Source organism: Cellvibrio sp. OA-2007 (genome assembly GCF_000953825.1).
GTDB lineage: Bacteria > Pseudomonadota > Gammaproteobacteria > Pseudomonadales > Cellvibrionaceae > Cellvibrio.
In genome coordinates this window covers 180,673-203,679 of sequence record NZ_BBUL01000095.1, presented here as the reverse complement: position 1 = coordinate 203,679, position 23,007 = coordinate 180,673, and the positions used below count along the sequence as shown (strand labels likewise).

Below are 23,007 nucleotides of genomic sequence, written 5' to 3'. Positions count from 1 at the left end.
CAAGGATCAGATGACATGGCGAATTCAACAATCTCAGAAGCAACTCGGCGAGACATTTCTGACCTTATTCTCATCGAAAATATTGCCTGGAGCGGCAGGCTTGAGGAACCGGAGTTCCTTTCACGCTTGTACAATTTAAAAGAAATGCCATCCACGGATCACCGTTACGAAAATGCGTATGGCGATATTTGGCAGCACCGTGTGAATAATGATGACTGGAGTGATGACTGGGTATTTACCGACTCCCGATTCGATCTGATGCATACAGAAGCTGATATATTTCTGCGGTTCTTATGCGAAACACTGCATCCCGTAGTGAGAACATCCCAGGAAGACATCGAAAAATTAAAACAGGCATACAATTTATTATTAGCGAATGACGGTTACGAAATTGTGCCCAAAACAAAGGTCGGAAATCGGGAGTTGTATGCCGCACGCCAAATTGCATTATCCGCTGAACTCAATATCGCCTCCTTGAAAAAAGAATTTCTGGCAGCTGATGCCAGTTATGTGAATGCGCAAATTACGCGCATGGAAAGCGCTGTTGATAATGACCCGGGACTTGCGATAGGGACAGCGAAAGAGCTTGTTGAAACCGTGTGTAAAACCATATTAGAGGAACGAGGTATAACACTCGATGGCAACCTTGAACTACCCAAACTGGTAAAACAAACAGCGGCGGAATTAAAGCTAACACCTTCTGATATTCCTGATGAAGTGAAAGCGAGTGACAGTATAAAACGGCTGTTGAAAAATCTTGCCGATATCACCTACGGTGTTGCTGAATTAAGAAATAGCTATGGTACTGGCCATGGCAAAAATGCAAAATCCCGGGGGCTCAGCTCGCGGCATGCCAAACTGGCTGTTGGTGCGGCATCTACCCTAGCAATTTTCCTGGTTGAAACCCATGGCGAACGATAAAGCAGCTAAAGGAGACTGTATGGTCATACAATCGATTAAAACACAGTATAAAGGTTGCCAGTTTCGCTCTCGCCTGGAAGCTCGATGGGCAGTATTTTTCGATGCACTAAACATTATTTGGGAGTATGAAAAAGAAGGTTTTCGGCTCTCCGACGGAACCTTGTATTTACCCGATTTTTGGCTGCCCGAATTGGATTGTTTTTTTGAAGTAAAGGGTGCGGAACCAACGGATCGAGAAAAAAATATTGCAAAGCAGCTTAGCAGTGAAGCGCACAAACTGGTCATCATTGCGTCTGGCACCATGAACGTTGAAGAGTTAAGGGCCGGAGATGTATCCTACGGTGATTGGCCGGCGAAAGGTTTTGTGATGACCGCCTACGGTGGCGCTGCACAACATATGTGGAAACCCAAGGCTTTTTCTTTTGGTTTATGGGATTGGCTAGTCGGCACCGATCTTCCTCCCTTTATTGCATCCGAATTCCCATCCATCTCAATTCCGAACGAAGATTCTGAGTCAACGCGCGAGTTAATCATACGATTGGATCAGGAATACTATTTCAAAAAATATGGCAAAGATCATCCTCGATACCAGTGGGGGCGCAGCGAGAAAAACATTTCGTGGTGCCATGAAGATTCTTGTTATCAATTTGGCTTGGAGCCAGATCGAGAAAACTTAAACATACGCGCTGCATATGCAAGCGCACGAGGCGCGCAGTTTGAATTTAAGAAATAAAGTGATGTTTTATTAATCCACCTACTCATTGTGCACAGGTTTAGGATGCGTCCCAATTTGGTAATTTTTGATTTGTACGGAACCCTCATCCAGTTTGGAGTGAAGCATCATCCATTTCGTAAAGTGTTGCAGTGGGCGCGACAACAAGGCCGGTCTCCAGAACCTGATGACGCTCGAACCTTGATGACGTGCCCAGAAGATCCCGTTGAGCTATTCGCAGCGATGGGGATCTTTCCACCCGCACACATGATTGCACAGCTTCAGAAAGAGATCGAGCAAGAACTTGCCAGCCTGGCATTATTTGACGATGTGATCCCCACACTACGCCAGTTATCGGATTGGCGCATTCCCATAGCAATATGCTCCAACCTCGCAAAACCCTACGGTGCAGTGCTCGAACAATTATTGCCTGATGTTCCACTTCTCAAATGCTTGAGTTATGACGTGGGTTACATAAAGCCCGAGCAAGAAATTTACCAATGGATTGTGGATAGAGCGAAAGTGGATCCGGCACACTGTCTTTTCGTGGGCGACACCTTGTTGGCCGATTATGAAGGTCCAACGCAATTTGGTTTTCGCGCAAGGCATTTGATAAGAGGAACAAAACGTTCCACCGAAACGATTGGTACCCTTACCGACATTTTAGCGCTCAAGGAAATTGCATGTTAGTACCCGTTTATAAAGGAAGAAGTGCTGAGGAAATATTGAGCGACCACGTCTATTTTGATTCAGCGGGCTATTTCTATAGAGCGATGTCCTGGATCGATTATTACCATCGGAATAGAACATTTACTTCAATAATTTACGCGTGTGCTGATGCAAGGCTCGGAACTGAGCACCTGATGTTTGAAGAATTGGTCCTGCTTACAGATGCAAAGTTGTCAGAGGAAGCTTATAAAAAGTGTACCAGGGAAACCAATAAATTTCTAAAAATGATTAAGACACTAAACCCTGATCATGAAAAGCTCAACCTATTTACAAAAGCGCTGATTGAACTGGAGCCAGATGCTCCGAAATTGATTTTTTGGGATCTATCCGAAATGTCAAAATATTGGGGTAAGTATTCGCATTACTTACATTGGTTTGGTTCGCAAGACCGAACTACGGGTGAAAAAGTTTGGGTCGAAGACGCAGTACGTGAGGTATCAGAAATTACCCAAAAAATCTGGGTAAAAATGACCTCCGGTAGTAGAGGCGTTATGCCAATATCCGACATGACACAAGAAACACAGGCGATTTGGGAAGACTTTAAAAATGAAAAAATCAATTACAGCGATATTAAAATCCGGTTGCAATATTGATTTGCGGGTCTTGGTGAAACGGAAATCGTGGATAACAAGGTAAAAGGAAAAAAATGGATCACGTGGCTTTCAAGTTTCCAGACTATACCATGCTTATTATTGACCAACTGAGGCAATCTGATTGGTTCGCCAATTGCCTGCAAGTGGACACCGACGATGATATCTATAATCCGGCGCTGTATCTTTATCATAATCAGATAAACGGTGTCGCGTATCATTTAATTTTCGATCTCAATATCTATCAGTATGTACTGAGCGCCTATAAAAAGGCTGACAAGAAGCAGATCCACAGGGATGCAATTGCGTTAATGGTATTTTGTAAGTTCACCGATATCCTGGTGGATCCAACTTTCGCCATCTATGAAAAAATTAATTATGAAAATGATTTTTCTGATGAGATTCTTGACGATTTGATCCTTTTTAGGCAGCTCGATAATGCCGACATGGATCAATTTTCCCAGTTCGCCCTTGGCCATACAGATCTAATCGCATTACCGGCTCCGCCAGAAACCGATAAGGGGCAACTTCGACACGAATTGACTAAATACCATCGTTTAAAAAAATGGGACACGTTGTACCTGATAGTGTTAAAAATTACCTACCTTTGCCATTGCGATTCTGCGCCAACACATCAAAAAGTGCAGAAACTGCTTGATTGGTGTCATGAGTATTTTCTATTTAGCCTGGCTGCCACGAGCTTTGCGATAAGCCTGTTTGCTGCCTCATCGAGTTTAATGAAATATAAACCCGCCGCATCTCAGCAGGATAGGAAAAAAGCATTGTTGAATATGACGTGGGATTTATTCTACGTGGATAAATTTTTTGAAAAATGGGTCGCAAAAGATGGTTCGGTGGAATCTATCTACGCCACCAATGATGGACCGCTGAAAGACGTTCTTCACAGAGCAATCTCCCTACAGCTACAGCCTGATGCATTGCAGTTTGTGGAGGAGTTGCCAGACACTCTGATAACAGTCATCGCAGCGATTCCAGAACGGATGGCTGTTGAAAAAGGACGCAAACTGCGGAAAGGTATGGACTTCAAAACGTATCGAGACGCATTAATTTCGGAGCTTGAATTATCATTGCACGTCCGATGATCTCATTCTAAATATGGCGGCCAAACTTGGGGGGGTAAAAGACGACAGTCATCGGGATTGATTGCTTATACAGAGTGGCCATATCATAATTGACCTGCGGGGCGACTGACCGGATGAGATTGAGCGCCCCCCAGCGGGGAAACCCGTAACCGCGCAAGGCGGTTCGAGGCGAAAGCCGAAGTGATTCTGGATACGTACGATGAAAAGGCACCTTTGGGTGCCTTTTTTTATGAATCTCATAAATTAGATGTACTCAAAGCAATCCCGAATTTATTGGATTTCCCACCTATTTTTACGAAGTTCCACGCTTAGGTAGGAAACCTTATTCCTGGTCATCCAAGGATGTGGTCAGATACGTCTCGTTACGGATGACCATACGTCAACTCTGGGGCAGACAGATCGCGCTTAATGAGAATCATTTGCTATGGATAAAATTGGGGTTTTGTTTAAAGTTAACCTTATTTGGTGGCACTCCCAAGATGGAACGCTCTCTATTCGTGCGATCAATACTAGGCGAAGGGAATATTTTTACTGGCTGGCAATATTAGTAACTTTTGCCTTGGGTACAGCCCTTGGGGATTGGATTTCTGAGGGGTTAAAGTGGGGCTATTTGGCTGCCACATCTATTTTTGGCGGTTTAATATTACTCACCGCAATAGCGCATTACAAATTCAAAGCGAATACTGTCGCTTGTTTTTGGGTGGCTTACATATTAACCCGCCCGTTAGGGGCATCTATTGGCGACTTTCTTTCTCATTCAGTAAGAAAAGGTGGGCTTGGGTTTGGCACAGTTAACACCAGTCTTGTTTTTTTAATCATCATTATGGCCTTAGTTATTTATCTAACACTAAGCGATAAAACTCCGGACCGCAGGAACTACAATGAGTGATTTTCTGCGGATGAAAAAACAAAACCCGGCGTGAGTGCCGGGTTTATGGATAAGACATTGCTCGGTTTTTTACTTCGCCATTTTCTCAATTAATTTCTGGAATTCTTCATCGGTGCAATCCATGCATGTACCCTTGGGTGGCATTGCGTTAAAGCCTTCTTTTACATGTTTCAACAATACCTCGTTGCCTTTTTCTAGGCGCGGAGCCCAGGCTTCTACATCGCCAGTTTTGGGTGCGCCCATTAAGCCTCCATCATGACAGAGTTTGCAGGATTTTTCGTACTTGGCATTAATGGCTGCATCATCAGCAACTGACACGCCGGATACCATGATCAAGGTTACAAGTGCAGTAGACGCTAATTTCATCATGTTGTCGTTTTCCTCTTGGTTACACGGTTTACCCCTGGGGGATATTTTATATATTGCATTGATTAGTATAGGCAGGCTTTTGGTTTTGCTTTTACATAATAGCTTTTATAATTCTTTGCTTTTTTATCCATACAGCCTTCCAGATTTAATAGTCGCACCTTGCGGAAATCAATTGGATGGCTCTCAGCCTGCAGGGCAATAAAACCACTGCTATTCGGCGTGCGGTCATCCCACTGCAAATCAGTGTACTCCAGTACTTTTTTTCCGTTAATAAAGTGTTCGGCTTTTTCGCTGCCCTGTACGACTAATTCAGCAGTAACCCACTGATCGCCGTGAAATGTGTCGCTTGTAGAATTAATAATGTGATCTTCAGTAAATTTTCCATTAAATACTACGTGTGTGCCGGGAGTGCACAAATTGCCGGTCGAGCGCGGTTCTGTGCCATTACCACCCAGCAGTTGGTATTCCATACTACCGGGAAAATCCTGTTCCACTGCCATGGTTTTAGGATCTTGCGTGTGATACATAATGCCGTTATTGCGAAACGCCCAGGCCGGGCCACCTTTTACTTGCTCACCAACAAAGCGATACTCAACGTGAATTTTGTAATGAGAAAATTCGCCCGCATTAGAAAAAATATGACCAAAACGTTTGTCAAAATCTGTGTATTGATCATAGCGCACTTGCATCATGCCATCGGCAACACGGAAAGTATTAAACGCATTTTCGCCTAAAGGAAAGCCGCGTATTTTGATCGACCAGTTACTCAGGTCTTTGCCATTAAACAGATCGATCCATTCCTCCTGATCAGGATCATTCGCTGCGCAAGCTGTCTGGGTTAATAAGATCACAGCTGCCAGCGCAGCCCCGGTAAACCGCTTAATCATTTTTTATCCCCTTATCTGTTTTATTGGAGTTCATAGGTCTGAGCGAGTTAGAGCCAAACCTAAATCTACCTCAATTATCAGATAAATGATAAGGGATTTACAAAACCAAACCTCTCTCAGCGATGGCTAATCAAGCCAGCGTCGAATAAAAGTAGAGTCGGGATCATAGGTCTGGCGCTGTTTTTCGATATTAAACCGCCTCCGCCCACGCGGATCGGTACCTACTCCAGCAAGGTACTGCCAATTACCCCAATTAGCTGCTAGGTCGTAATCGATAAGCTGCTGTTCAAACCAGGCTGCACCGTAGCGCCAATCAACGCCTAATTCATTAATTAGATAACTAGCGACAATTTGACGGCCACGATTCGACATCCAACCGGTACGAAGTAACTGCCGCATAAACGCATTTACAAAATTATTTCCCGTATTGCCGTAACACCATGCAGTAAATTCCGACGAATAAAAACTCAGCAGCGGATTTTTATTTTGGATGCCGCGCAGCGCAAACATTTTTTTGCCGTAACAAAATGCGAGCCACTGAAAATACTCACGCCAAAGTAATTCGAAATATAACCAATAGGTGGATTCGTTAGCCTGATGCTCAGCTTCATAATCGCGAATCGCCTCCGCAACCTGACGCGCAGAAATGCAGCCAAATGCGAGCCAGGGCGATAACTTTGAGGAGAACCCCCAGCCATCAAGCTGATTGCGTGTTTCTTTGTAGGATGCAATCTTGTGTGAGCCTTGTAAAAAATATTTTAATTGCTTTAAACCCGCCTCGGTACCACCAGAAAACGCCAGAGCTAGTGGATGCGCAGGCATACGCTGCGCAGATAAGATTGCACACCACTTATCTAACACGCACACTGAATTATCTATTGTTACCTTGTGACGCAGGCGTTGCGGTTGAGGAAGCGCGCGACTTAGCGGTTGCTGCTCTACCCGCTTGCGAAATTGTGAAAAGATATCTGGTAGATCCTGTAAATCAAAGGGCAATTCGGCGCGATCAAACAGCGTAAAGTTCTCGCATTCAACAACACGAATATCAAGCGCACCTTTTACCCGAATCAGGTCATCGCATTCATGGCTACCCGGGTGCAACCCTACCCCTATACAACCCACATCCAAATGCTCGGCCAATCTCACCAGTTCGCTAGCGGGGTCACCATCAAGCACAATCAAATCACTGCCGCAGGCGCGTAGCTGGGAGCGAAGATCAACAAGGGATTCGAGTAAAAATGCCAGGCGATAAGACCCTATGCCTTTACTTTGATAGCGGCCCGGTACAAACCAGCGGTTGGGCAATACAAACACGCCCACCACCCCATCGCAGGATGCGACCAGTTGAGACCAACCGGGGTTGTCAGCCAAACGAAGGTCATACCTGAACCAATAAATCGCTGTTTTCATTCGTAAATAGCCCAAGAAACTAATGAACAACAATACGATTCGGCCGGGCTTTTGTATCATTCAGGGTGACCCACTTAACCGAAAAGTACGATAAAAATGTCTTTTATGAAAATCTAATCTAGCAAATAGGTACGCTACACATTGGAGCTTTTATAACGCTACGCAATACTTAAACCGGTGCCTGCGGAGCAGGTAAAAAGTGTGATTCCCACACGGAGATTTAAGCTCACAATGAGGTAGAAGATGGACTTGATTAGGAAAGATATAGAACTGATTCGCGAAGTTAGATGTTTGTGCCTGAAACATGATTTTGAAATCGCCGTTAGCAAGGCGCGCACTGTCACTGATCCTGAAACACGGGAAACCTTGTTGTTTATCTGTCGCTCGTTTAAGGCTGCACAGATAAACGTACAAGCAGCCTAACTCCTACGTAACAGGTTTTTTATTTGCGCGACTAGAAATAAAAGGCTCTCTGAACAAACAGAGAGCCTTTTCAATTATTGTGCGTGGATTTTATCCCCCACTCTCGCCAAACGCACCATAACCCCGCTGCGTAGGTGCCGCATTACCAAACGATTTTTAAGATGACGATAATTAAATGTTAACTCGGAATCCGTTAAATAAATTTGCTTGTCATTAGCTTGGTACTCTTCATCTTCGATTTGCTCTTCAACTCCCTCGATGGTGCGATACACGGCAAATTCACTAGACGGTGAAAATGTCACCAGATCATTTCGTTTTAAGGTGACATTACCCTGGGTTGCGATGATTATCCAAGTGCCCCAAAGTTTGCCGAGGTTAGTTTTTTGTTTAAGCTCTGATTCATGGCCAGCTAAAAATGCTAATCGCTCTTGCAACCCGCGCACTAACTTTTGTTCCCCTGCCAAGCTCTTTTGCATAGTAGTGGGAAGCGAAGGATCGCTCAGTTTTTCCAATAAACGAGTCAAAATTTGATAAGCAGATTCTTGATCATTATTTAAATAGTGTTCCGCGGTAGCGCGGTAAAGACTGGTGTATTCATCTACCAAATGATGGCCAAGTTGAATGCCTTCGCTCGGGCTGGTTGCTTGATTGAATACTGCTAGCGAATCTTTATGTTGTGTTTTGTCGCTTGCGGATACATACGACAGACTGATGTTGGCGATCGGCAGCGCCTTATCAATTGTGCGAGCGGGGAGATGGCTATCTTCCAGACGGTTAGCCAGAGTAAAAAATATTGCTCCGCCATTGCTGCTAAGAAAGACGGTAGGAATAGTAACTGAAACAGATTCGGTTCCCTGCCAACCCAGCATTGATCCGGGAATACCATAAATACCTGCAATGGCATAGTTTGCATTGGGCGTGATGGTTAGCGTTAAATCATGAGCCAATTGGCTCACCATAAAATCCAACTCGCGTTCAAACAAATTATTTACATCATTGGTGCTGCCCAGAAAAAATAGATTCCCTCCGCGCACACTGCTAATGCGAGTTGCCAGTTCTGCATCAAATTGTTCGCCGACTCCAATAGTGGTTAAACCTATATCATTTTTTGCGGCCGCAATCGCCATGCCCATAAAGGTATTGGCCTCGGTGCTGCCTACGTTAGGGCGTTCATCAGTAAATAACATTACCCGCGTATTGCCTGCAAAGTTTTTGCTGGTTTTGCTGGCGGTGTCATAACCCAAGCGCAAACCCGCTTCCATTGCGGTAGAGCCTTCCGAAATAATTTTCTCAATCTGGCGCAGTATAGTTTTTTTATTCTTTTTAGTGGCGGCAGTGGGCGCCAAATACACCTCAGTTGTATCGCCATAGAGCACGATAGAAATTTGATCTTTGTCGTTTAGCAAGCCCGTGACTTTGGCCAGGCTTTCACGCACCAGCTCCAGTGGGTGGCCGTCCATAGAGCCAGATTTATCCACTACTGCAATCAGGTTTAGCGGCTGGCGCGTCCAAGTGTTGGCATCTAGATTGGAGCCAAAACCAAGGCCCACTAATAATTTTGCCTGCGGCTGTGTAATTAACGATGCTGCAGTCACCTCTGAGGTGAGGCAAAATAATTGTGCGCAAGGCGTTGTAGAAGGAAATAGTAGATTGTGCTGGCTAAATAGACCTTCTGCTGTAATGGTGTCCGGGTGGGGGATACGTGCCTGTGCAACTTCGCCACGAAAATAATCAATATCCTGCGCACCGCCTTGTGTTACTTGAAAGCCAGTAACGATAATTTCTTCAACCGAATCATCCTCATCCTGTGCCGTCGCATAAGTACTGGTAAAAAAACCGAGCAACAGGGTTGCACTCAAGAACCAACCACACGTTTTAGTATGAAATTTCATATGCACTCCTTGGTAGTTATTGTTAAGCCGTTCAATTCATTTGCGGTTAGCGCCAAACGTCGCCATAAAGATTATCGTAGCTGGATTCTTTTACTACCTCGCAACCCACACTTTTTAAAAAAATCATCTGTCCTTGGGAAATATCCCGCCCTGCGTAAACGTAGTAGGCTTTTTTGGTGCGTTTGGGAAAGTGTTTAAAATACTTGGCGCGCTCGATCAGCAGCCAGCGCAAAAATATTTCAGAGGTATCCAGCCCTAAACCTAAAAATACTAAATTATTATTAAAAATGCAGTGCAGCCAAGTCTGCTCGCCGTTCCAGCGAGTGACGGTGTCATCGGTATATAAACGCTGCTCTCCTTTATGGATAAGCGCCCTCGCCCGCTCGACTGAGCCCATATAATGGCTTAAACCCAGGCGGATGCTACGCGAATAGCGCTGAATTCCGTTTATGTGCCAGATGCCAAATTCACGCGCTGGGTTGCGAATTTCACTTTCAGAAAAACAACTTCCCCAGGGGTAAAAGTCTGTAAAGCGCTGACCATCGGCATGGTGCAAATTCAGCGCTAAACAGTTAGATAATGTCTCGTCGAAATTAGTGGTTAAGATAGGTGTTTTATTATGTTTAGCCCAATTTACAATCCGCTGGTGATGCTCTTTTGCCGTCCAGCCGGTTAAAAAATCGCAGAATTCTTTTTGCAGATTTTTTTCTTTTAATTGGCTGCTTAGATCCAATGCGTCATAGAATTCAGTGAGCGAAATCCCGAGGGGGATGATTTGTGCATCTTCTTTAGTGTGACGCTGCCACAATTCAAGCAACATAGCATCCCACGAATTTAAACCCGCATCGCTGTTATAGCGATTAATGCCATTGCCAATTACCAAGGCGAGTTGATCTGGTTGGGTGCTGAGCAGAGTTTTTAAATTCATTATGAGCGCTCTATGGTGTGTTCTCGGATCTTATTGTTTATTCGGGGCAAGCATTCCACGCAAAATTGCCATTGTGTTGTTGTACGAGAATTTGTTTGGCATTAGCAACGCCAGCGCACTCATGGGTTAATATCACGCTGCCTTTTGGCAAGTTTAATCGCCATTCCAAACCCTGCACACCTAAGGCCGCAAACTGATGTTCATTGGCCACACTGACTAATAAAGGCGAGTTAATCGGTTCTTGTTGTAAAAATTCTATCTGTCGCTCAGCCCAAAATGCGCGTTCAATCACTGCAGGATAATCAGCAGAGCGAGTGCCTTGCACGGCAATCAGCGATGAAACTCCCACCAGTAACAAACCGATTTTTAAGTGATTCCCCAATACCAGCGCACGCGCAACCAACAGCAAGGGCAATATAATCGCTACTGCAGCGTAGTATTCATAAGACTGATGAGCCAGTAAAAAATAAGGGCCGTAAGCGATAATTAAAAAAGCCAATGCGGTCAGCCATTGCATAGGCGTCAGCGTGTTTTTTAAGGTGCGGATGCTTATCCAGTACACTATCGCCATAGGAACAAAACAAGCAGCGGCCCAGATCGCACCCAAAACATATCGCTCCATCACCAGCATGCGCAAGGCTTCACGCGGCACATTCAAAATCCATGCGACAAAGCTAAGTGAATTAATCACCAGGTTTTTGCCCAGGGTTAAACTGTAGGCTGAATGGTGGCTAGGCGTGAATTCTTTATAGAAATACAGCCATACTAAACAAATAACCACGCACAACAACCACACAATAAAATCGCCAGTTTTATAGGTTAGTTTGCCGTGCAAAAAGAATGCGAGTACCACGACCAATGCAGGAATCAAAATCGCTAATTCTTTGCTAAATAACGCTAGTAATTGCAATAGCGGCAAGATCACCAAAGCCAACCAACGCACACCGCCCTGCAAACGAGGCAACGCGATCCATAGCGCAAGCGTAGCACTAATAAAAAGCACCAGCGTTGGGCTGTTCATCGCCGCCACCCAATGCAAGGGCAAATAAGTAACCACATGCGCCGCATGCATGGCTGCTGTGAGCAGTGCAATCAGTTTTGGCTGCGGCCACTGCATCGCTCGCGCAAATTCAAAAGCGAACCAGGCTATGGCAAATAGCGACAAAAGCGTTAAACACCACAAATACACATGTGCATAAAACACATCGCCTTGTAGAAACTGCTCTACAAACCGCCAGCCCATATCCATACTCAATGGCCGCCAAAATCCGGTTTCCGACGCAGTCACAAACGGCAACCACCAAGGATCGCCATTCAAACGCGCCTCACGCGCCTGCGTCAGAAAGAAATAATCATCGCCCCAGAAGGGAGTAAACAGCGAGGGAAACCAGAGTGCAAAAGCAAACAGAATAAATGCTGAGATGCAGAAGTGCGGGGATTTAAATGTAAACAAAATAGGCCTTTTGAAATTTTTTTGATTAACCGTGGGGTGTTGCCAAAATCGAATACTTGCTGATAGCTAATTTATTTGCCGAACGTAGGTTGGCGCTGAGGAACGAAGCCCAACATGACCATGCGCATTTATTTCGATAATTCCCGAGCAAAAAACTTCTGGCTCACACGCGCCAGTTTTCCGTAATTATGCCCAACACCGCTGACGATATTTAACTGCACATTGCCCTTTCGTCCGTGCTCTTGCGCAAATTTGTTCATTGATTCAACCCAAAATTTGGCTCTATCAACATGGGTGTCGCCACCAATACCGTCAACATGACGCATTTTATCCAGATCCAACTCACCCACCACAACCTCTACAGGAATTTGTGTGGCAGTCAGCCAAGTGGACACTCGTGGCCGAATATCAATTGCTTGCCCTGCATTTTCACCTGGCCAATATGCGGTGTATTTACGCTTTGCCATTCCAAGTGGCCATTTATGTTCGTTGGATGGCAATGCAAACCATGCTGGCGCACTAAACGATGTTGCAATAACACGGTGCGGATGACGCACTAAATAGCGATTGGAAAATTGTGCGCCTGCAGAATGCCCGTAAAGATAAAAACGACCATCATAGGATTTTTTTGCCGCCTTATATTCGTCGATGATGTCATGAAGAAATATATCTGCACCCACTTTGCGCCCAAATAATCCACGATACCCACCATTGCCTGCACCATTAACCGTTGCAGCATAGTTTTCATTATCAAACACTGGAGCCACGAGGATTAACTTATGTTCGTCGGCAAACTTGCGCCAAATTTTGAGCGTATTGTAGGATGCCTCAACCGCTGTTTCCTTATCGCTGAACATGCCATGATTAACAACAAGAACCGTAAATTTATCGAGAGCACCTTCTGCGACATATTGATGGTACTGCCCATAACCGACAGCTTTCAACACAATACCGCCCTGTTCGCCCGCCAATCTCTGCATTTTTTTACTTGCATCGTCAGCTAAAGAAGTTACTGGCTGATTATTTTTTGGCGGCTTATCGGTAAAGTGAACACGCCCTTGTGCATCCGTCCATTTGTAAATCTCTGCCGAAACGGATAGCGAGCAAAACATAAGACCCGCTAAAAAAATAATTCTGAAACTCTTATTGAACTGCATCACAGTCATCCAATGTTGCTTATTCGTTACCTGCTTGAATAATTCTGTGTCTCAGGTGGTAATTTATATTTCAATCAAACCCTTTTTGATTTCATCCATTTTTTGAAGGGTTTACTTTTGATGAGGTCACCATAAACTTCCTGATCTTGAAAGTCTTCCGCGTGAAACTCCAACAAGAATTGGGTTTCGTATCGCTTCAACCACTCAACCGCAGTTTCATATTCCTCTTCACTCAATGCAGCTGTTACACCACTCCAGTAGGCGGCTTCAAAATCTGGCTCATAGTCAACAGCATATTTCAAAGTAGTTTGGGCACGCTTATAGTCATTCTTTAGAAGATAAACGCCGGCTTTTGTTGTTAACAGCGATGCATCCTCTTCGTAACGTAACTGTAATAGATCGATATTTTTTAATGCCTGATCATAATCCTTCATTAAAACATAGTGATCTATTAGCATGAATGTGTACCGCGGATTGTCGCCATGTATTTTTGCAAAGCTCGAAAGTTCAGCTTGATAGGTTTTGTCATCAACACTGGAGGCTAACATAACTATCGTAAGGTGTATGATGTCACTTTCAATGATGTAATCAGGCAAACTCCTCATAGATTTATAGGCATCTTCAAAGTTGCCATTCCGTTTTTGTTCCATAGCATCTGTCAGAATGGTATTAATCGAGTGCAATTCACTATCTGTGATTTTAAACATCGATAGTAAACCGCTTGATTGATTAAAAATCAGAGCCATAGTTTGGGCGATAGACTCACTCATAAAATGAGCATTTGCCATTACAAAAATATCATCAATGAAATATTTTCCCTTCTCTCTGTAAAGACTCAATTCATAGTAATTAGAGCCAGCGCCATCAAAATTTATGCGCACTATGGGTACCGGGCCGGTTTCTTTATGGACTACGCGCAGTGTTTTGGCCTTCGTGTTTTCCAGCGAAATCCCACTCAAGGCATTTTTGAATATCATCTCCAAGCTAATAATTTCAATAATCTTATTTTTTATTGCACCAGCAAGCTTTCTCTCTGGATTCATAAGTTTGATAGTTTTTTCTGCGAAGGCAGTTTTATCGAAGCGTTCATCTATCGCTTCAAAGTCACCGGTTTCAAGTGCGTGCACTAGCCAATCACTTATCTGGCTAGGTGACTCCTTCATTTGATTATTAAGGGGGCTAGATATTACCTGCTGGCTTATTAATAGCAGAGTGAATAAAAATCCCCAGATTATTTTAGGCATGATCCATCCTTATTAATTTCGTTTGTAAAAGCTGTTGGCGCACGCGAGCTTAGGTCAGCCTACCTGTCCATTATATTTTTCAGCCTGAACGTGTAGCCAATATCGCCGTAATGTCCAACGGTTCGCGATAAAGTGCAAAATCGGTTTCGCGGGATTGAATAGCAAGGATGGACATGCGGTCGGCGAGTTCATTGCCTTGAACGCCTACGTGGCCGTTTACGTGTAAGACTTGTACTTTGTCTTGCAGGGTTTGGTGCAGTGCATAAATCTCTTTAATCAGTTCGAGGTTTTTAATCTCACCGGTTTTCTTTTTCCATCCGGCTTTTTCCCAACCTTTTGCCCATTGCACAATACATTGAATGGCGTATTGGGAGTCAGAAAAAACCGCTGCGGTTTTGCCTTTGGCGATTTCATCTTTTGCCAATAACAAACCTTGGTGCAAGGCATTTAATTCCGCCGTATTGTTAGTGCCCATTGGGCTATACAAACCATACCAAAGCTCGGTGACTTTGTTATCTACATACACCGCCACACCCGATCCAGCCTCACCTGGGTTTGGTTCGCAACCGCCGTCGGTAAATATTTTTACCTGTTCAGGTAACGCATTAACTTCAGCCGCATTATAGGTTTTGATTTTGGCTCCAGTCGCCGCGCGACCACCGGTACCGGCAGAAGGTTTGGCATTACCAAACGCGGCTTCGGCTTCTTCGCGGGTTAAAAACGATTTATAACGCGCGCCATTAAACCCATCGACATTCTTTTTGCAAGTCGCCCAATCGGTAAAAATCCCCGTCTCCCGCCCTGCCCATACCACATAAAATTTTGAAGCCATTACACTCTCTTTAATCTATTAACAACGAATACTCGCGAATACTTAATTCATATATCGAACGTAGGTTGGTGCTGAGGAACGAAGCCCAACATGACTATATTACCTAACCATCCAAAGCTATTTTCACACAATGAAAATTGTCGTATTTTTTAATAATCATAAAAACGCTAACTTTTCTATTAAATTAATTGACTTTCTTCATCTGCCCCATCAACCGAACCGCAACTCCCACCAACACCAAAACCGCACCAATCATAATTCCCCAAAATAACAGGGTCTTCCAACCAATTTGCATTGAGTGGCGGGCGAAGTAGTTTATGTTGGGTTTTAATTCGGTGAAGGTTGTTTGTGCCCACTCTAACTCTTTGCCGTTCACTAACTGCGAAAAAATTTGGCTGCTGGTGTATTGGTTGTCGGGGGCGGCTTGGGTGTCTATGGCGATATTAAAGGGGGCGCTGTTGTTGGCGATAAATTGTAATAACTCGGGTTGGCGAGTGAATACCAGTTGTGGGTTGGCGTGAGTGCGGAGTAATTCATTGAGTTCAACGCGCCAGTGGGTATCGCTGTTTTGATGGATGTGGAGTGCGTCACTTTGCTGCCATGTACTGCCGACCTGGGCGTTAAACCAAATGCCTTGGTGGATTAATTGCCAAGGTTGTTTTTCGCTGCGGCGGGAAAATACTTTGATTTGATCACCATACACCACCTCACCGAGGTTGATGCTTAAACGGCTGATGGGTGCAATATCATCGCGCTCAAATTCCCATGCGGCGACGGCGGCTTTTTTGCCGCTGTTAATGGCGTGCAGTGCGGTTTGCTGTTTTTCAGCCAGAGTGCCAGATACTTGCCAACTATCGGGTGCGGGCGCGTTGGTGGTTTTATCGGTATTTTCAATTGCGACTTGGGTAAGCTGTAAATTTTCACCACCGCGCATAAATTTCAATTGCAAATAAGCGTATTCAAATTCCTTGAGGTTAAGCGTGATTTTATTGCGGGTTAATTGCTCGCCATCTTTGTGCAATTGCACCAGTGTTGTTTCGGTGATGGGTGTCCAGTTGGTCATATCGTTGGTGCCATTGACTTGCACTTCCAGATATTGATGCTGCTCACTCACTGGCCACAACACCATTAGCGCATCCGCACGAGTGCGCAAATCACTTAAATCCACCACATAAAAATCCGTAGGCGCGGTTTGGTCGAGCAGTTCTTCTTTATCGCTCTTTACTACACTCACGGAAATTTCATTTGCATCTAACCGAATGGACGCACTGCTTAACGCCAACAAGGTTTCCGGCGGGGCACCGACAGCTACCGGAAAAAAACGCACCGGCATTTGTTGCGACTGCTCAGTATTTTTTGCACTGGGCGCAACAAGGCGATACGGCAACTTATTGCCCTGCTGATCCGTCACCACCAGATCATTTAAGCGCGCATCGGCACTGTAGCGGTAAATATCATGTGTAAGTGTGGTTTGTACATAAATACCGGGAGCGGCATCGATTTGATAAACGGGGATGACTTCCGCGTTAACAGTCATCCCCAGCAAGCACGACAGAAATAAAAACCGCTTTTTAATTACATACATGAGTAACTCCACAATAAAACCTTTTCTTCTATTATTTATTTCGCTCGTAGATTTGGTTATACATCAATCCTAATCCCTAGATTTACGGACCCATAAAATAGATTCAAAGCCATAAAGAGCCCAAGTAGATCCGTCAAATGCTACTTTTCGTTTGAGCATATGATACGGTTCGGTAATTAATCCTTTTAATGCCAGTAGAAAAGGCCTGTAACGTTCACGAGCGTATTCAATTTTTCCTCCGGCAGATTGAAGCTTGGAAACCATTAAATCCAGCTCCACCGGTGCAACATGTTCGGAATCGTCAAAAAAATTTAGTGTTCCTGATCTGCTTGGAAATTTTACACTTGCACCGCAAGGTGTCGAAAGGTAAATCAATCCGTCAGGCTTAAGGGCATTCATCATAGCTCCGAGCACGCGCATTGGTTCAGCACAATGTTCGATGTTATGTGAACTAACAATGGCATCAAAACGATTGGGCATATTTTCAATGGCGCCTGCAAAATCATCGGGAGGAACCAAAATATATTCATTTGCAACTTCTGATGGTTTACCGACTTGATTATAGTCACCTATATCCAAGCCAACATAGTAGATATCGGGACGTTTTGATTTAAACCAATGAGGAGATCCATTCCCGCACCCCACATCAAGTAACATTGCATTTTGCGGCAAGGCCATCAAAAATCCTCCTTTGCCTCGGGCCGTCTCCCACAAAGGTTTAAGTTCAAATACTTTTGTTAATTTTCGAGAGAGTTTCATTTCTTGTCCTATTTAAAAACCCAACTATCCCACTAACTCTGTGTTAGTGCCCTAAAAATTACATTCAGCTATCACTTAAATCAGTTGATTAACATCAAAAATGCGGCTTATATCTGCCATTTCTATTCCAGAGTATCTTGTTCCACAGTTTTCGCCTTTGCAGGAATCGGTGATAAATAACCGATCAACAACATCAAACCGCCGACTACCATAAACGACACGATACGCGCGAGTGTGCCGGTGCCGGTTAGGTCTTTGGTGAAGAGTTTTAATAATACCAAGCCCAATAAACCGGCACCGAGCATCCATAATTTTCGCTCTTGCAAACGGCGCGATAGATTCATAATCGCCAGCGCGCAGACTGCCCACAAAATGGATAGTGACATTTGCACCACAATCGAATCCCACATCACGGCGGCGTTGTAGTCGATTGCGGCGTATTGGTGGATCGCGCGCAGTAACACAACATTGATCCACGCAAACACTAATACTCCCATCGCACCATAACGCAATTCTGTGGGTGTATTAGCAAGGCCGATAAAACCGCGTTTAACTGCATAGGCGAAAATAACCAGCACTGCCGCTTGCGCGAGATCGAGCGGATTTAAAATGGGTAAATAGAATTGATCTGTCATGCCCGAGTAGTGGCAGGCAGCTATAAACCAGAACAACAAACCGAGCATAAGCGGTGCGGGAATCAGGCTTTTATAATCGTTGGGATATTGCGCAAAAGGCCACATGGTTTTGTTAGTTAAATACAACAGCGCGAGCATAGGCGCCACTAAACAGACGAACCATAAAATAGCAGCACTGGTGCCGTACCAATGCAATTCGTTTTGCCAATAACTCGCTTCCCAACCCACCAGGCTAAACAAAAACCATGCAGTGAGCACATGATAAACGCTTAACAAGCCGCAACTGCTGCGCCCGGTTTGCTGCCATAAAAAACGGTATTGCACTGCGACAAAAAAACCGAGCGCCAATAAACCCCAATGCTGCGATGGATACACAGCGTAACCAATAAAAATACCTTCGCCAAAATTGTGCATTGATAACAACATACACAGCGGCAACAACCAGAACCCGATACGGGTTAATTCCGGCCAATGGATTTTTTTACTCAAGGCGACTAATGCCGCAACAGACGCGGCAAAAAATACGATCAATGCTGGAAACTGATACTCGCCAGCGATATGCACCTTGAGTTCTTCTGTGCCCGCCAACAACCACCAGAGCCAGCCAATAATCATCGTTAGGGTCGCGAGTGGTTTTTCAGCGCGCTTGCTGTGCTCGGCGAATCGCGTCAGCAAATACGAAATACACAATGCCGATGCTGCCAATATCAATAGGCTAATAAAATCGCCATCAATAATTGGCCGTGCGCCCGAATCCAAACCGTGAATAATTAATGAAAACGCGGCGGCCATATGCAACAGGTAGCCAGCACAGCGTGGCAATAAACGCTGTTGGCGCAAACCTATCCAAATTAAACCGGTGGCTTCCAGCGCCCAAGTGGCTGAAGTCCATTGCGCATCCAACGCGAGCGGGATAGTTAAGGTCGCAAAAGTAACACCGAGCGCGATAAAGGATTCGATCAAAACGCGATGAGTGGTTTGGTATTTTGCCCAGAGCACACGCGCCAGTGCGATATAAATCGCCGCGAGAATTAATGCGCTAATCGCCAAACCGTATTCGGTGTGTTTGAGCAATGCGGTTTGCAAACCAAACGCCACAATGGGTAAACCAAATACCAAACTGCCATCCACCAAGCCTTTTAAATTGGGCGGCTGTTTGAGCGAGAACAATATCGACACAGTTAAATAGAGCGCAAAAAACGCGAGCAAAAACGGCTGGGTGCTCGCATATAAATGGGGTTGATAATCGAGCACGCCCCACACCGAGGTGATCACAAAGGTAAATACAAAACCGACCCAATTGAGCAAGCGCCAGGTTTTAAACCAGGCGATGGCGAGAATGCCGATATTGAGCAGCAGATAAAAACTGAATAGACCGACGTGATTGCCGGAACCGTCGGAGGTGAGAATCGGTGCGAGAAAACCACCGGCGGTCGCCATCAGCGCTAATACTTGTGCGTTTTGTAAAATCGCCAGCAATGCCCCCAGCATCACAATAATAAACATCAGCGCAAATGCGCCGCCAGCCGGCATTAACGCATACATTTTTGCCGCGGCAAATACGGTGAGGTACAGCGCTGCTATACCACCACCCTGCAATACCAAACCATAACCCCCTGCCCGTTCGCGGGTTTTCCAACCTAAAACAATCAGTGCTATCGCCACCGCAGCGACTGCCGCCATGCGCAATTCGATCGGCAACAGCCCCTGGTTGGAGGCGTATTTGACTAAAAAACTCAAACCAAAAAACATCACCATCATGCCGATGCGCACAATCGGATTGCCTTCGGTGAAAAAGCGATTCACATAGGCGATGCCTTTTTCAAACAGATTAGGTTCCGCCGGTACACGGGCTTGTGGTGTGTATTGCGCAGTTGCAACGCTGGGCTTGATGGACTCGGCGGCGGGTTGTGCAGTGGATGATACTTCTGGCGGTAGCTCAATGCCGTGGGCTTTTAAGCGCTCGGCCAGCGGAGCTCTTTCGGTGGCAGGTTCAGGTGCAGATCGTGTAGGTGGCGCAGTTTGCGTAACCGGCGCCTGTTGTTTTTGCGCTGCTTGTGCGGTTTGCAACAGTTTTAGCGCGCGCTCCAGTTGTTTAAGGTTGCTGCTCAGCTGGAACGTTTTAGTGACTAAAAACCCCAGCGCTCCACCGATGATCCAACCGTTGTTGTAAAACACCGCTTCGCCCAACCCCATACCGACGAGCGTAAAAATAATCAGTAAAGCCATTTGAATTCCTTATAAGTGTTTTTTATCGTCTGTAATGAATTGAACGGTTTTGAGTGGCTCTAATACTTTTTCCTGCTCCAATTGCCATCCGGCAGAGGCGCAGAGTTGTTGCATCATGATTTGTATTTGTTGGTGGGCAATTTCTGGCAATTCGCTCTCTTGCGCTTTTTCCTGCATTAGTTTTTTAGCTTCGGCGAGGATTGCGGTGTAATCCTCGTTATCGAATTTATTGAGAATGCCTTGGTTGATGTCGTAGAACTTGTAGTCGGTATCGATAGAGATAATTTCCGGATCGGCAAAGTGTTCGATCACCAGAGTGCGACTATTGTGATCGCGGCGAAATTTCATTTTGGCGAAATCGTAACCTACGGACACTTTTGCCTTGGCCACCACCAGCGCTTTGCTATTGGTTTTGAAAATGCGGAAGAACGCTTTTTTGGTGTTGTGATCGTAAATTTCGGTGAAATACCCCTCGGCGAGTACCACCTTAAATACCTTTTCAATACGTTCTAGCAAGATGTGCGATTCAACCACAACATCCTGTTTGGGGGATTTGGATTTTTTGGCGTAGTACCAGGAGAAGATTTGCCATGCCGCAACACCGCCAATCACCATGGCCAGAATAAAAATAAGTACATCCATCGAGCGATCCCTTAAGCGGAAAAGTAAGAAGAGGCGAACCAAAACGATGCAGCTTAAACGGGCTTGGCGCCAAAGTCTATTTGCCGCAGGCCGCCAGTCATGGGGTAGAATAACGCCCCCGCAACGGTGCTGCCCGACGAGATTCCATGCCCGAATTTATTGCTGCAAAACCCTGTGCTGAAAAGCTTCGTATTACCCCGCTGGATTATCGGCCAGATTCTGCGCTCTGGTTTAGCTTGGTGCGCCATTTGCCGAATGCGCTTTGGTTGGATTCCGGCAGACCGGCAAGCAGTTATGGCCGCTTCGATATTATCGCTGCCGCGCCGCAGCAATTACTGACCACTCAGGGTGCGGTGACGCGCATCACCGAACAAGAGGGTGGCAGCCGCGATTCCAGCGAAGACCCGTTTGTTCTGCTCGCTCACGCCTTATCGCCATCTCAAGAACCACAACAAGAACAAACCAACTCTGCCCTGCCGTTTATCGGCGGTGCGCTGGGCTATTTTGGCTACGACCTCGGCCGCCGTTTGGAAAAATTACCCGCTTTGGCTCAGGCCGATATCCAGCTGCCGGATATGTGTGTCGGCATCTACCCCTGGGCGATTGTGCAGGATCACGCGCGGCAAACTGCCTGTTTGGTCATCAATGAGAGCCTGAGTCAAACCCTTGGCGGTGCTTATAACTTTTTGGAAATCGAGCAGCTGTGTCTCAATTCCGCGCAAAACCCGCTGTTTCACGAACTTAACAGCAGCCTTAAGAGTGCGGATAAATCCTTTAAAATCAATGATTTCGATAGCAATCTTAATGTGGACGACTACCACGTCGCGCTGGAAAAAATTCAGGCTTATATCCGTGCAGGCGATTGCTACCAAGTGAATTTTGCCCAGCGCTTCAGCGCGGAATTTAGCGGCGACCCATTTGCCGCCTACCTCGCCTTACGCGACGCACTGCCCTCGCCTTTCTCAGGTTTTATGCAATTGGAGAATGGTGCGGTGCTGAGTTTATCGCCCGAGCGGTTTATTCAAGTGCGCGGCACGCAAGTAGAAACCAAACCGATTAAAGGCACCATCAAACGCGGCGCCACCCCGGAACAGGATGCGTACAATGCCCAATGGCTGCAAAACAGCCAGAAGAATCGCGCCGAGAATGTGATGATTGTGGACCTGCTGCGCAACGATTTAAGCAAACATTGTGTACAGGTAAAGGTGCCGACATTGTGTGAACTGCAGACCTTTGCCAATGTCCATCACCTGGTCAGCACGGTCACAGGGGAATTGAAAGTCGGCGCCAATGCGATTGATGTACTGCGCGATGCATTCCCCGGCGGCAGCATTACCGGCGCACCAAAAATCCGCGCGATGGAGATTATTGAAGAATTGGAACCCACCCGCCGCTCACTTTATTGTGGCAGCTTGGGTTATGTGAGTGCGGACGGCCAAATGGATACCAGCATCGCCATTCGCACGCTGGTGTGTGACGGCAACAAAATTCACTGCTGGGGCGGCGGCGGGATTGTGGCTGACTCAGAAACTGAACAGGAATATCGCGAATCCATCGCCAAGGTACAGGTATTGATGGAAACGCTAGAGCAGAAATTTAATCGTTAAATGTAATTACA

At 45.5% G+C, this 23,007-nt stretch carries 21 protein-coding genes; 8 read left to right on the top strand and 13 right to left on the bottom strand.

Translation table 11 applies throughout. The annotated features are described in order from the left end of the window. The first annotated feature begins 15 nt into the window (after positions 1–15). The 6 genes from AWU77_RS16600 (at position 16) to AWU77_RS16575 (ending at position 4,944) form a co-directional block, all read left to right on the top strand. On the top strand, positions 16–921 hold the full coding sequence (locus tag AWU77_RS16600; RefSeq protein ID WP_062065788.1) for an abortive infection family protein: 906 nt from the start codon (positions 16–18) through the stop codon (positions 919–921). Further along, entirely contained in the window at positions 908–1,654 is a 747-nt protein-coding gene (locus tag AWU77_RS16595) for a hypothetical protein (RefSeq protein ID WP_152625385.1), read from the top strand. The genes AWU77_RS16600 and AWU77_RS16595 overlap by 14 nt, the downstream gene beginning before the upstream one ends. Before the next feature lie 45 nt (positions 1,655–1,699). Then, positions 1,700–2,323, top strand: a complete 624-nt coding sequence (locus AWU77_RS16590) for an HAD family hydrolase (RefSeq protein WP_062065783.1) — start codon at positions 1,700–1,702, stop codon at positions 2,321–2,323. Further along, on the top strand, positions 2,317–2,955 hold the full coding sequence (locus AWU77_RS16585; RefSeq protein ID WP_062065780.1) for a hypothetical protein: 639 nt from the start codon (positions 2,317–2,319) through the stop codon (positions 2,953–2,955). The genes AWU77_RS16590 and AWU77_RS16585 overlap by 7 nt, the downstream gene beginning before the upstream one ends. 53 nt (positions 2,956–3,008) lie before the next feature. Continuing rightward, positions 3,009–4,055 carry a hypothetical protein gene (locus AWU77_RS16580; protein WP_062065778.1) on the top strand — a complete coding sequence of 349 codons (1,047 nt, stop codon included), beginning with the start codon at positions 3,009–3,011 and terminating at the stop codon, positions 4,053–4,055. 424 nt (positions 4,056–4,479) lie between these two features. Continuing rightward, positions 4,480–4,944 (top strand): hypothetical protein, encoded by a 465-nt coding sequence (locus tag AWU77_RS16575; RefSeq protein WP_062065775.1) that lies wholly within the window; start codon positions 4,480–4,482, stop codon positions 4,942–4,944. A gap of 69 nt (positions 4,945–5,013) precedes the next feature. On the opposite strand, the gene AWU77_RS16570 is transcribed toward AWU77_RS16575, so the two are convergent. From AWU77_RS16570 to AWU77_RS16560, 3 genes are all read right to left on the bottom strand, one after another. Beyond that, positions 5,014–5,313 (bottom strand): cytochrome c5 family protein, encoded by a 300-nt coding sequence (locus AWU77_RS16570; protein WP_084618504.1) that lies wholly within the window; start codon positions 5,311–5,313, stop codon positions 5,014–5,016. 62 nt (positions 5,314–5,375) lie between these two features. Then, complete coding sequence (locus AWU77_RS16565; RefSeq protein ID WP_084618503.1) at positions 5,376–6,200, bottom strand: DUF1080 domain-containing protein; 825 nt, start codon at positions 6,198–6,200, stop codon at positions 5,376–5,378. 126 nt (positions 6,201–6,326) lie between these two features. Beyond that, on the bottom strand, positions 6,327–7,610 hold the full coding sequence (locus AWU77_RS16560; RefSeq protein ID WP_062065772.1) for a DASH family cryptochrome: 1,284 nt from the start codon (positions 7,608–7,610) through the stop codon (positions 6,327–6,329). A 243-nt stretch (positions 7,611–7,853) separates the two neighbouring features. Between AWU77_RS16560 and AWU77_RS16555 the strand changes: the two genes are divergently transcribed. After that, on the top strand, positions 7,854–8,033 hold the full coding sequence (locus AWU77_RS16555; RefSeq protein ID WP_062065769.1) for a hypothetical protein: 180 nt from the start codon (positions 7,854–7,856) through the stop codon (positions 8,031–8,033). A gap of 74 nt (positions 8,034–8,107) precedes the next feature. Here the strand turns inward: AWU77_RS16555 and AWU77_RS16550 are convergent, their stop codons facing one another. The 10 genes from AWU77_RS16550 to AWU77_RS16505 all read right to left on the bottom strand — a co-directional run bounded on the left by AWU77_RS16550 (position 8,108) and on the right by AWU77_RS16505 (position 21,389). Then, positions 8,108–9,925, bottom strand: coding sequence for a VWA domain-containing protein (locus AWU77_RS16550; RefSeq protein ID WP_062065757.1), 1,818 nt, complete (start codon positions 9,923–9,925; stop codon positions 8,108–8,110). Positions 9,926–9,971: 46 nt separating this feature from the next. Beyond that, a complete protein-coding gene (locus tag AWU77_RS16545; RefSeq protein WP_062065754.1) occupies positions 9,972–10,853 on the bottom strand; it encodes a hypothetical protein in 882 nt (293 codons plus the stop codon). A gap of 37 nt (positions 10,854–10,890) precedes the next feature. Next, positions 10,891–12,306 carry a hypothetical protein gene (locus tag AWU77_RS16540; protein ID WP_062065752.1) on the bottom strand — a complete coding sequence of 472 codons (1,416 nt, stop codon included), beginning with the start codon at positions 12,304–12,306 and terminating at the stop codon, positions 10,891–10,893. 128 nt (positions 12,307–12,434) lie between these two features. Next, the gene (locus tag AWU77_RS16535; RefSeq protein ID WP_193747552.1) at positions 12,435–13,463 is read right to left on the bottom strand and encodes a DUF4124 domain-containing protein; all 1,029 of its coding nucleotides are present in this window, start codon (positions 13,461–13,463) and stop codon (positions 12,435–12,437) included. A 74-nt stretch (positions 13,464–13,537) separates the two neighbouring features. After that, positions 13,538–14,707: a lipopolysaccharide assembly protein LapB gene (locus AWU77_RS16530; protein ID WP_062065745.1), complete on the bottom strand. Its 1,170-nt coding sequence runs from the start codon at positions 14,705–14,707 to the stop codon at positions 13,538–13,540. A 79-nt stretch (positions 14,708–14,786) separates the two neighbouring features. After that, the gene (locus tag AWU77_RS16525; protein WP_062065742.1) at positions 14,787–15,539 is read right to left on the bottom strand and encodes a ribonuclease H family protein; all 753 of its coding nucleotides are present in this window, start codon (positions 15,537–15,539) and stop codon (positions 14,787–14,789) included. Positions 15,540–15,723: 184 nt separating this feature from the next. Beyond that, the gene (locus AWU77_RS16520) at positions 15,724–17,124 is read right to left on the bottom strand and encodes a DUF3999 family protein (RefSeq protein ID WP_062065739.1); all 1,401 of its coding nucleotides are present in this window, start codon (positions 17,122–17,124) and stop codon (positions 15,724–15,726) included. A 69-nt stretch (positions 17,125–17,193) separates the two neighbouring features. Then, positions 17,194–17,883, bottom strand: coding sequence for a bifunctional 2-polyprenyl-6-hydroxyphenol methylase/3-demethylubiquinol 3-O-methyltransferase UbiG (locus tag AWU77_RS16515; RefSeq protein ID WP_084618502.1), 690 nt, complete (start codon positions 17,881–17,883; stop codon positions 17,194–17,196). Positions 17,884–18,005: 122 nt separating this feature from the next. Continuing rightward, positions 18,006–20,747 carry a DUF2339 domain-containing protein gene (locus tag AWU77_RS16510; protein ID WP_062065732.1) on the bottom strand — a complete coding sequence of 914 codons (2,742 nt, stop codon included), beginning with the start codon at positions 20,745–20,747 and terminating at the stop codon, positions 18,006–18,008. Positions 20,748–20,756: 9 nt separating this feature from the next. After that, positions 20,757–21,389 carry a DUF4230 domain-containing protein gene (locus AWU77_RS16505; RefSeq protein WP_062065730.1) on the bottom strand — a complete coding sequence of 211 codons (633 nt, stop codon included), beginning with the start codon at positions 21,387–21,389 and terminating at the stop codon, positions 20,757–20,759. A gap of 146 nt (positions 21,390–21,535) precedes the next feature. Here AWU77_RS16505 and pabB point away from each other — a divergent pair, with 146 nt between their 5' ends. Next, the gene (pabB, locus tag AWU77_RS16500) at positions 21,536–22,996 is read left to right on the top strand and encodes an aminodeoxychorismate synthase component I (RefSeq protein ID WP_062065728.1); all 1,461 of its coding nucleotides are present in this window, start codon (positions 21,536–21,538) and stop codon (positions 22,994–22,996) included. Positions 22,997–23,007 lie beyond the last annotated feature (11 nt).